At 64.4% G+C, this 9479-nt stretch carries 10 protein-coding genes and 1 tRNA gene; 2 read left to right on the forward strand and 9 right to left on the reverse strand.

Translation table 11 applies throughout. The features are described 5' to 3' along the window. On the reverse strand, positions 1-205 hold a 205-nt coding region (locus AB7F41_RS16575), incomplete at its 3' end, for a transposase (RefSeq protein ID WP_428406706.1). Between the two features lie 161 nt (positions 206-366). Next, complete coding sequence (locus tag AB7F41_RS16580; RefSeq protein ID WP_428381115.1) at positions 367-1560, reverse strand: pyridoxal phosphate-dependent aminotransferase; 1194 nt, start codon at positions 1558-1560, stop codon at positions 367-369. Positions 1561-1661: 101 nt separating this feature from the next. On the opposite strand from AB7F41_RS16580, the gene AB7F41_RS16585 reads away from it, so the two are divergent. Beyond that, complete coding sequence (locus tag AB7F41_RS16585; RefSeq protein ID WP_428381117.1) at positions 1662-2000, forward strand: MmcQ/YjbR family DNA-binding protein; 339 nt, start codon at positions 1662-1664, stop codon at positions 1998-2000. A 14-nt stretch (positions 2001-2014) separates the two neighbouring features. After that, positions 2015-3286, forward strand: a complete 1272-nt coding sequence (locus AB7F41_RS16590) for an MgtC/SapB family protein (protein ID WP_428381118.1) — start codon at positions 2015-2017, stop codon at positions 3284-3286. Here the strand turns inward: AB7F41_RS16590 and modC are convergent. From modC to AB7F41_RS16625, 7 genes are all read right to left on the reverse strand, one after another. Beyond that, a complete protein-coding gene (modC, locus tag AB7F41_RS16595) occupies positions 3281-4390 on the reverse strand; it encodes a molybdenum ABC transporter ATP-binding protein (RefSeq protein ID WP_428381119.1) in 1110 nt (369 codons plus the stop codon). The two genes, AB7F41_RS16590 and modC, sit on opposite strands and share 6 nt — an antisense overlap. After that, entirely contained in the window at positions 4383-5057 is a 675-nt protein-coding gene (gene modB, locus AB7F41_RS16600; protein ID WP_428381121.1) for a molybdate ABC transporter permease subunit, read from the reverse strand. Before modB ends, modC begins: the two co-directional genes overlap by 8 nt. Positions 5058-5157: 100 nt before the next feature. Then, positions 5158-5940 carry a molybdate ABC transporter substrate-binding protein gene (modA, locus tag AB7F41_RS16605; protein WP_428381123.1) on the reverse strand — a complete coding sequence of 261 codons (783 nt, stop codon included), beginning with the start codon at positions 5938-5940 and terminating at the stop codon, positions 5158-5160. An 82-nt stretch (positions 5941-6022) separates the two neighbouring features. Next, on the reverse strand, positions 6023-6343 hold the full coding sequence (trxA, locus tag AB7F41_RS16610; protein WP_428406705.1) for a thioredoxin: 321 nt from the start codon (positions 6341-6343) through the stop codon (positions 6023-6025). A gap of 556 nt (positions 6344-6899) precedes the next feature. Then, the gene (locus AB7F41_RS16615) at positions 6900-8435 is read right to left on the reverse strand and encodes an acyl-CoA carboxylase subunit beta (RefSeq protein WP_428381127.1); all 1536 of its coding nucleotides are present in this window, start codon (positions 8433-8435) and stop codon (positions 6900-6902) included. A gap of 38 nt (positions 8436-8473) precedes the next feature. Further along, positions 8474-9136 (reverse strand): hypothetical protein, encoded by a 663-nt coding sequence (locus tag AB7F41_RS16620; protein ID WP_428381129.1) that lies wholly within the window; start codon positions 9134-9136, stop codon positions 8474-8476. A 68-nt stretch (positions 9137-9204) separates the two neighbouring features. Beyond that, positions 9205-9280: transfer RNA gene (locus AB7F41_RS16625), tRNA-Val, on the reverse strand. Between the last annotated feature and the right edge of the window lie 199 nt (positions 9281-9479).

Raw genomic sequence — 9479 nt, forward strand, 5'->3', positions numbered from 1 at the left:
ATCGACTGAAACGCCGGAACACGCTGTTCCAATCCCCAAACGCTTCCGGAAGATCACGCCAGGGAGAGCCCGTGCGCACGATCCACAATACGCCCTCTACAAACATCCGGTTGTCGCGGCCGGTCGACCCCTTCTGGTCGGGCCGGCCTATGATCAACGGTGCCATCCGCTCCCAAGCCGCATCGGTCAAAACCAGTCGATCCATCACACCCAAGGCCGCCTCCCCAAAGGCAGCCTTGAATCTGATTTGCGCCTAAATTGGAACCCTTAGAGTCCACACGACCTAGAGCAGGTTCCGAAAAAGTTGACAGACTTTTTAGATGAGAACCTGCTCCAACGTCTTTATTTTGAGCGATTCCTTATCGATCACATGATTCCATGTGATCGGGAAGCGCTCCAGGCTGCGAGCCAGGCCTCCAGGCGCGCGACGCCTTCGCGCACGTCGGCTTCCGGGCCGGCGTATGAGAGGCGCAGCGTTGTCGCGCCGCGGCGCGGATCGAAATCGAGGCCGGGCGTCGTCGCGACGCCGGCTTCGTGCAGCAGCCGCCGGCAGAAGCCGATCGAATCATTGGTGAAGCGCGACACGTCGACATAGACGTAAAAGGCGCCGTCGGGCGGCGCGAAATTGTCCAATCCCAATTTGGGAAGACGGTCGAGCAGAAGCGCTCTGTTTCGCGCATAGGCGGCGCGGTTCTCCTCGAGTTCGTCGCCAGCGTCGAAAGCGGCGAGGGCGGCGCGCTGCGACAAAGTCGGGGCGCAGATCGCGAGCGACTGCTGCAGGCGCTCGATCGGACGCATCAATTCGGACGGCGCGACGAGCCATCCGAGCCGCCAGCCGGTCATCGCGTAATATTTCGAGAAGGAGTTGATGACGAGGGCGCGTTGCGAGAAGCGCAACGCGGTCTCGGCGCGCGTCTCATATTCGAGCCCGTGATAGATCTCGTCGGAAATGAAGACGATGTCCGCTTCCTCGCAGAAGGCGCAGATCCGCGCCAGCTCGTCGCTGGCGATCATCGCGCCCGTCGGATTCGCCGGGCTCATGAAGAGCGCGCCATGAAGCGTGCCGTCGCGATGCGCCGCTTCGAGCATCGCCGCCGTGGGCGCAAAGCGCGTGTCGCGCCCGACGTCGAGCAGGACCGGCTCCAGCCCGAGCGCGGAAAGGATGTTTGCGTAAGCGGGATAGCCCGGCGCGGTGACCGCGATGCGCGCGCCCGGATCGCAAGCGGCGATGAAGGCGAGCAGAAAGGCGCCGGACGAGCCCGTCGTGGCGATGACGCGATCGGGCGAAACATCGACGCCGTAACGCTCGTGATAGTGGCGCGCGATGCGGCTCCGCAGCGGCGCGTCGCCGAGCGCTTCGCCATAGCCGATCGATCCGTGGCGCAGCGACTCGATGGCCGCCTCGCGCACGCGCTGCGGCGCGGCGACGCCGGGCTCGCCAAGCTCCAAATGAATGATGCGGCGTCCGGCGCGCTCCAGAGCTTTCGCGTCGCGCAGCACGTCCATCGCCATGAAGGGCGCGATCTTGGAGCGTTGGGAAGGATGCAGGGGGAAGTTCATAGAATTGTTCTATTGCCGATCGGGGTCGGGCGCACGCTCGCGCTTGCGTGCGCCATATTACCTTAAATGGCGCGCCCGGCGCCGGCATTTACGGAGGAGCGATGGCCACAAGCCATGATGTTCGGCGACTCGCCTTGTCGCTCGAGGGAACGAGCGAAGCGCCGCATTTCGACAGAGCCGCCTTCAAAGTCGCGCGGATCTACGCGACTCTCGCAGCCGACGGGCTGACGGCGAATGTGAAATTCACGCCCGAGGAGCAAGAGTTCAAATCCATGATGGCGCCGCAAGCGTTTGCGCCCGTTCGCAACGCCTGGGGACGCCAGGGATGGACGACGATTTTTCTCGACGCAATCGATCCTTCGGAGCTGAGCGACGCGCTTGAAACGGCCTGGCGTCATGCGGCGAAGAACACGACCGCAAAGAAACAGACGAAGAAATAGACAAAGACATCGCGATGTACGAGTTAGGCGCCGTCGAACTGATTCAGAGACTGTCGATTGCGCTCGCGATCGGTCTGCTCATCGGCCTCGAACGGGGTTGGAAGTCACGCGGCGAGGCCGAGAGCGAACGCGCCGCCGGCCTGCGGACCAACGGGCTTGCGGCGCTGCTCGGCGGCGTGTGGGGCGCAATCGTTCAGCCGTACGGCGCGGCCGGCGTCGTGGCGCTGGCGATCGCCTTTGTTTTCGTCGGCGCGCTGATCGGCGTCTATCGTTATCGCGAAAACGTGCGCGACGAGAGTTTCGGCGCGACGACGGCGGTCGCGGCCGCGCTCGCATTCTCGCTCGGCGCCTTCGCGGTCGTCGGCGACATCCAGGCTGCGGCCGCGGCGGCGGTCGCAACGACGGCCATTCTGGCGCTCAAGACGTTTCTTCACGGATTTGTCGAGCGCGTCACCTGGGCGGAACTGCGCTCGGGGCTGGCGCTGCTCGCGATGAGCTTCATCCTGCTGCCGGTTCTGCCGAACCGCGCCATCGACCCGTGGAATGCGGTCAACCCTTTCGAATTGTGGCTGATGACGATTCTGATCGGCGTGATTTCATTCGCGGGCTACGTCGCCGTAAAGCTCGTCGGCTATCGGCGCGGCGTCGCCGTCGCCGGCATGGCGGGCGGGCTGGCGTCATCGACGGCGGCGACGGCGGCGATGTCTCGGCTGGCGCGCGAAAATCCCGCGCAGATCGGCGCGTCGGCGGCGGGCGCGATCTTCGCCAATGCGATGATGGCGCCGCGAGTCGTCGTCGTCATTGCAGTGATCAATACGACGCTCGCGTGGCGCCTGGCGCCGCCAGCCATTGCCGCCGGCGTTCTGTTCGCGCTCGCCGGAATTTTTCTCCTGTGGCGAAACGAGAAGCCTCGGGAATCGCGCAGCCTGTCCGTCGGCAATCCGCTCGATCTCGTCGCGGTGCTCAAATTCGGCGCGCTGCTCGCGACGGTGATGATTCTTTCGCGGCTTGCGACGCATTTCGCCGGAAGCGCCGGCGCCTATGCGCTCGCGCTGATGTCCGGCGTCGTCGACGTGGACGCGATCGGACTGACCATGGCGCGAATTGGCGCGAGCGAGATCGGCGCGCCGGCGGCGGCGGGCGCGGTCCTGCTGGCGATGCTGTCGAACACGGCGTCAAAAGTGGTCATCAGCTGGGCGATCGGCGGCGCCGCGATGGGCGTCAGACTGGCCGCGGCTTCCGCGCTGGCGGTCGCCGGCGCCCTTGCGGCGCTGTGGCTGTCATAATTCGGCGGCCTGCAATCCGCGTTCGTCGAGAGCGACCGATTTCACCAGGGCGAACACTTCTGCGCCGACGGTCAGCCGCAACTCGTCGAGCGCCAGGCGCGTGATCGCCGAGACGAGACGGTCGCCGCCGACGAGCGTGAGGGTGACGAAGGCGAGCGGACTTTCGGTCGCGTCGATTTTTTCAATGCGGCCGCGCAGAATCGTGCGCACGGTCGTATCGCGCGGTTCTGACGTCGCGAGCGCCACGTCGGTCGCCCGCATGACGACGCGGGCCTCGCGCTCTTTCGTCAGACGCGCCGCAATCAATATTTCGCCAGCAGGATGCGCGAGGCGCGTGACGCCATAGGCGTCATCGACGGCGACGACGCGCGCTTTGAGCGCATTCACCACGCCGAACCTGCCGCCCTCCACAAGGCGGCTCGCGCTCGGCAAAACATCGAGCGGCGCGCCGCGCGCGACAATGCGGCCGCGATCCAGAATCACGGCTTCATCTGCAATGCGCGTCACTTCCTCCGGCGCATGGCTGACGTAGATGATCGGAATATCGAGTTCGTCGCGCAGCCGTTCGAGATAGGGCAACACGTCGAGACGGCGCGCGAGGTCAAGCGACGCCAGCGGCTCATCCATCAGCAGCAGTTGCGGGCGCGTCAGCAGGGCGCGCGCGATCGCGACTCGCTGCCGCTCGCCGCCGGAGAGCGTATTCGGCCAGCGGTCGGCCAGGGCGGCGATGTCGAGCATCTCGCAGAGCGCGTCGCGGCCGGCCTCCGCCGCCGTGACGCGCGCGCGGGTCATCCCGTAGTCGAGGTTTCCTTTCACGGTGAGATGCGGAAACAGGCTCGCGTCCTGGAACACCATGCCGAGCGCGCGGCGATGCGTCGGCAGGAAGACGCCATGCGCCTCGTCCTGCCAGACGTCGCCATTGATCCTGAGACGTCCGTCCGGCGCGCGCGCCAGTCCCGCGATGCAGCGCAGCGCGGTCGTCTTGCCGGAGCCGGAGGGGCCAAAGAGCGCCGTGACGCCGCGGCCCGGCAGCTCCGCGTCGAAGTCGAGCGCGAAGCCGGGATAGGCGAGGCGAAAACGCGCGACGATGGCGCCGTCAGCCATAGCGGCCAGTCCGACGGCGGCCGTAGAGCGCCAGGAGAACGCAGAAACTGAACAGCAGCATGCCGCCGGCCAGCCAGTGCGCGCGCGCGTAGTTCATCGATTCCACCTGATCGTAGATCAGGACGGACATCACCCGCGTCTTGTTCGGAATCGCGCCGCCGATCATCAAAACGACGCCGAATTCTCCGACGGTATGGGCGAAGCCGAGGATCGCCGCCGTGACGAGACCGGGTCTGGCGAGCGGCAGCGCCACGGTGAAGAAGGCGTCCAAGGGGCTTGCGCGCAATGTGGCGGCGGCTTCAAGCGGACGATGGCCCATCGCCTCGAAGGCGTTCTGGATCGGCTGCACGACGAAGGGCAGGGAGTAGAACAGCGATGCGACGACGAGGCCCGAAAAGGTGAAAGGCAAAGGCCCCAAGCCCAAAGCCTCGGTGAGCTTGCCCAATGGCCCGCGCGGGCCCATCGCCAGCAGCAGATAGAATCCCAGCACCGTCGGCGGCAGCACGAGCGGCAGCGCCACGATCGCGCCCAATGGCCCTTTGAGCCAGGATCGCGTGCGCGCCAGCCACCACGCCAGCGGCGCGCCGACCAGCAGCAGCAGAACGGTGACGATCGTCGCGAGCTTCAGCGTCAGCCAGATCGCGGCGAAGTCTTCGGAAGTCGGCATGCGAGACCTGCCCGCGGCGACGGTGAGACTACGACAGGCGGCGGAATGTCAGCATCCGCCGGGCCGCCGTTTGCGGATTCATCGCCGAATGCAACGGCGGCTAGCGAGCGGCCTGGCCCGGCGGCGAGAACCCGAATTTCACCAGGATCGCCTGCGAGCCCTTGGTCTTGAGATAATCGAGGAAGGCCCTCGCCAGCGGCTTATCGGCGCCGTGGCGGGTGACGACATAGGCTTGTTCGAGCCGCGAATGCAGCGACGCGGGAATAAGCGCATAGCCGCCTTTGGCCGAAGCCTCCTTGCTCACGGCGATCGACAGAGCGGTCATCGCGACGTCGGCGGCGCCGGTCTCGGCATATTGCGTCGCCTGGGCGATGTTTTCGCCGAAGACGAGCTTGTCCTTCACCTTGTCCCAAAGTCCGGCGTGGCGAAGCACTTCTTCAGCGCATCTGCCGTAGGGCGCATGCGCCGGATTGGCGATCGCGATCTTCCCGATCTTGGGATCCGCCAGATCCTCCAGGCGCATCTTTGACGCGTCGCGCGTCGCGCTCCACAGGACCAGTCGGCCGACCGCATAGGGCATGGGATCGGTTGCGGCGAAGCCGTCCTTGCGCAGCGCCTGCGCATAAGCGATGTCGGCCGAGAAGAAAATGTCAAACGGGGCGCCTTCGCGGATCTGCGTCTGCAGCTTGCCTGAGGAGCCGTAAACGACCTCAATCTTGTCGCCCTTATGGGCGGCCTGAAAGCCCGTGACGATCTCCGGCAGCGCAAATTTCAGATCGGACGCCGCCGCGACGGTGAGTTCGCTCGCGGTCGCCGCGCGAAGCGGCGAAAGCGTCAAGACCGCCAGACAGAGAACAGCGAGGCATTGGTGAAAAAGGCGCATCGGCGCAGCTCCCGAGGTTTATTGGCTTGAGAGCAGCGCATGTTGCGTTGCGTCGGCCGCCGCATACACTTGCAAGAATTGTTCACACGGCGGCGGCGATCCACCGCGACAATTCGCCGTTGGGGGCCGCGCCGACCTTTTGCGCGGCGGCCTTGCCGTCCTTGAACAGGATCAGCGTCGGAATCGATCGAATGCCGAGCTTGCTCGCCACGGCGGGATTTTCGTCGATGTTGAGTTTGACGACCCTGACCTTGCCTTTCATCTCCGCGGCGATCTCTTCGAGCGCCGGGGCGATCATGCGGCAGGGTCCGCACCATTCCGCCCAAAAATCGACAACCACCGGCTCTGCGGATTTGAGCACTTCCTGTTCGAAAGTGGCGTCGGTGATTTTCTGCGTGGACATGGCCGGCCTTTCATTGGCTTTCGTTAAGCTGCGCGGAAAGTAGGAAGCGCGTCATCGCCCGTCAAGGCGACGGCGAGGCTGGTTCTAACGTCACTGAATATTGCGCTTTGGCCTGAAGGAATCGTCTACGGCAAATCGTCGACAGCGAGGGTGGACAAAAACACAAAGAGCGGGGATGGCGTCCCGCCGCTCCCCGCTCTTTGGCACCCCGTCCTTAACCGAATGAAACGCCAGGCTCCGAAGTCTTAAGTCGCTCCGATAGCCTGCTCGCGCCGGCTCTTCTTCGAGCCTCGGCGAACCGCGTTCTGTTCGGCGTCCTCCCCGACTTGGACCGTAGCTGGGCCTAACTCCTGCGACGCATCCGACGCTTAGGCTTTTACCCAACCAACCTGGCGAGCGAACCCTATGACAAAAGGGGCCGCCTGTCACTTCAAAAATGTGCACTTTGGCGAATTTTGTGATGCGGCGCCGCAGATTTAGGCGGCGTGCGCAGCGCGCGCCAAATTGGCGCAGCGCAGCGTCAAGGATCGGCGCCGCGGCGCGCCTTCGCCGTCAATCACAGCGGAATATTGTCGTGCTTCTTCCAGGGATTCTCCAATTCCTTATGGCGAAGCAGCGCCAGCGCGCGCGCGATTCGCTTGCGCGTCGAATGCGGCATGATCACTTCGTCGATGTAGCCGCGCTCTGCGGCGACGAACGGCGACAGGAATCGGTCTTCATATTCCTTGGTGCGCTGAGCGATCTTCTCCGGATCGCCGAGATCGGCGCGGAAGATGATCTCGACGGCGCCCTTGGCGCCCATGACGGCGATCTGCGCCGACGGCCACGCGTAGTTGACATCGCCGCGAAGATGTTTTGACGCCATGACGTCATAGGCGCCGCCGAAGGCTTTGCGCGTGATGACGGTCACTTTCGGCACCGTCGCTTCGGCGTATGCAAAGAGCAGCTTCGCGCCGTGCTTGATCAGGCCGCCATATTCCTGCGCCGTGCCGGGCAGAAAGCCCGGAACGTCGACGAAGGTGACGATCGGAATATTGAAGCAGTCGCAGAAGCGCACGAAGCGCGCCGCCTTCTTGGACGCGTCGATGTCGAGCACGCCGGCGAGCACGAGCGGCTGATTGGCGACGAAGCCGACGGTGCGCCCTTCGATTCGGCCAAAGCCGATCACGATGTTGCGGGCGTGCGCTTCCTGGATTTCGAAAAAGTCAGCCTCGTCGACGACCTTATGGATGAGCTCCTTGATGTCGTAAGGCTTGTTCGGATTGTCCGGGACGATCCTGTCGAGCGAATCGTCCATGTGATCGACGCCGTCGAACGCCGGCCATTCCGGCGGCTCCTCCTGATTGGAAGAGGGCAGGAAGTCGATCAGTCTGCGCATCTGCAGCAGCGCTTCGACATCATTGTCGTATGCGCGATCGGCGATCGAGCTCTTGGTCGTATGCACCGAAGCGCCGCCGAGCTCCTCCGCGGTCACCGACTCATTGGTCACCGTCTTCACGACATCGGGTCCGGTGACGAACATGTAGCTCGTATCGCGCACCATGAAGATGAAGTCGGTCATCGCCGGCGAATAGACGTCGCCGCCGGCGCAGGGGCCCATGATCACGGAAATCTGCGGGATGACGCCGGAGGCCAGCACATTGCGCTGGAAGACTTCGCCATAGCCGCCGAGCGCCGCCACGCCTTCCTGGATGCGCGCGCCGCCGGCGTCGAAGAGGCCGATGATCGGGGCGCGATTTTTCAGCGCCATGTCCTGCAGCTTGGTGATCTTCTGGGCGTGAGTCTCGGACAGCGAGCCGCCGAACACGGTGAAGTCCTTGGCGAAGACGAAAACGGCGCGGCCGTTGACGGTGCCCCATCCGGTGACGACGCCGTCGCCCGAAATTTTCTCGCCCTGATCCATGCCGAAATCGGTGCAGCGATGGGCGACGAACATGTCGAATTCTTCGAACGAGCCATGGTCAAGCAGCAGTTCGATTCGTTCGCGCGCAGTCAGTTTGCCGCGCGCGTGCTGCGCTTCGATGCGCTTTTGACCGCCGCCGAGTCGGGCGGACGCGCGCCGCCGTTCGAGCCCCTCGAGAATGTGTTTCATGTTCTGCCCTGTTGCTGATTGTGCATTGTCCGGCGCGCCTAAAGCTTGCGCGACCCAAGCCGCCAGCGCGCAATGTCTGCGCCCGTCAGCATGTAAAGTCGGTCGGGGGACGTCCGTTCGGCGAGCTTCACGAGTTCGGTGCTTACGCCCATCATCGCCGCGTAGCGCGAAAGCGTCTTGAGCATGCCGCCATCGTCATAGTTGCGCTCGCGGACGAAACCGCCTTCGCCGATGTCGAAATTCGTCGAATAATTGAACATGCGGTGCACGCCGACGCTGCTCTGCGCCGGGATGACCCGCCTCCTGCCGCCCATCAGCGCATATACGCAGGCCGAATAGCAGCGGCCCGAAACGAGCGCCATGTTGCGCGACTGATCCGCAGCGGGACGGGCGACGATCACCGCCATGCCGAGCTTGCGGAGGGCCTGGCCGAGCTCCATCGAGGCGACGACCTTTCCGCCGGGCGAGTCGAGCAGAACGATGCTCCGCAAATTGCCCCCGCGGGCGTGCTCGCGGACAAAGGAGAGGAAGGCGTCAGGCGTTTCCGCGCTGATCTCGCCCTGCGCCGCGATCACCTGCGGACACCGGGCGCCGCAGCCTCCGGAATCGAGGCCGACGACGCGAAAACTCATCTCTTCCGCCCGCGCGGACGAGGCGGCGACGACGCATAAAATGAACAGGACGGTCTTGATCAGTCTCATCCGAGCGGCTTTCTCTGGTCCGAGCAGGCTCAATGAATTCCTCGGTCTTTCACGCCGCCGAATGGCGTTGGTGGGCGGTGACGGACTCGAACCGCCGACCCTCTCGGTGTAAACGAGATGCTCTACCAACTGAGCTAACCGCCCGGAACGACGCGATCCGCGTATCAGCGCGGTTTTAAGGGCGGGTTCCGCGCGAGGCAAGCCGACCAAAAAGCTACGGCCGCCGGGATCCGACGGCCGTCAGGCGAAGCTCTGGAAAAATCCTGCGACCTCAGCGCCTCCCCGCGCGAAGCTACTTGGCTTTGTTCAGCGCGGTCTTCAGCGTCGCGCCGGGCTTGAAACG

Source organism: Methylocystis sp. (assembly GCF_050251305.1).
Taxonomy (GTDB): Bacteria; Pseudomonadota; Alphaproteobacteria; order Rhizobiales; family Beijerinckiaceae; genus Methylocystis.

Bases quoted from the DNA above. Each gene is read 5' to 3' on its own strand.
- modC (WP_428381119.1), bottom strand. From the start codon at position 4,390: ATGGCTGACGGCGCCATCGTCGCGCGTTTTCGCCTCGCCTATCCCGGC.
- AB7F41_RS16580 (WP_428381115.1), bottom strand. From the start codon at position 1,560: ATGAACTTCCCCCTGCATCCTTCCCAACGCTCCAAGATCGCGCCCTTC.
- AB7F41_RS16620 (WP_428381129.1), bottom strand. From the start codon at position 9,136: ATGAGACTGATCAAGACCGTCCTGTTCATTTTATGCGTCGTCGCCGCC.
- AB7F41_RS16615 (WP_428381127.1), bottom strand. From the start codon at position 8,435: ATGAAACACATTCTCGAGGGGCTCGAACGGCGGCGCGCGTCCGCCCGA.
- modA (WP_428381123.1), bottom strand. From the start codon at position 5,940: ATGCGCCTTTTTCACCAATGCCTCGCTGTTCTCTGTCTGGCGGTCTTG.
- AB7F41_RS16590 (WP_428381118.1), top strand. From the start codon at position 2,015: ATGTACGAGTTAGGCGCCGTCGAACTGATTCAGAGACTGTCGATTGCG.
- modB (WP_428381121.1), bottom strand. From the start codon at position 5,057: ATGCCGACTTCCGAAGACTTCGCCGCGATCTGGCTGACGCTGAAGCTC.
- trxA (WP_428406705.1), bottom strand. From the start codon at position 6,343: ATGTCCACGCAGAAAATCACCGACGCCACTTTCGAACAGGAAGTGCTC.
- AB7F41_RS16585 (WP_428381117.1), top strand. From the start codon at position 1,662: ATGGCCACAAGCCATGATGTTCGGCGACTCGCCTTGTCGCTCGAGGGA.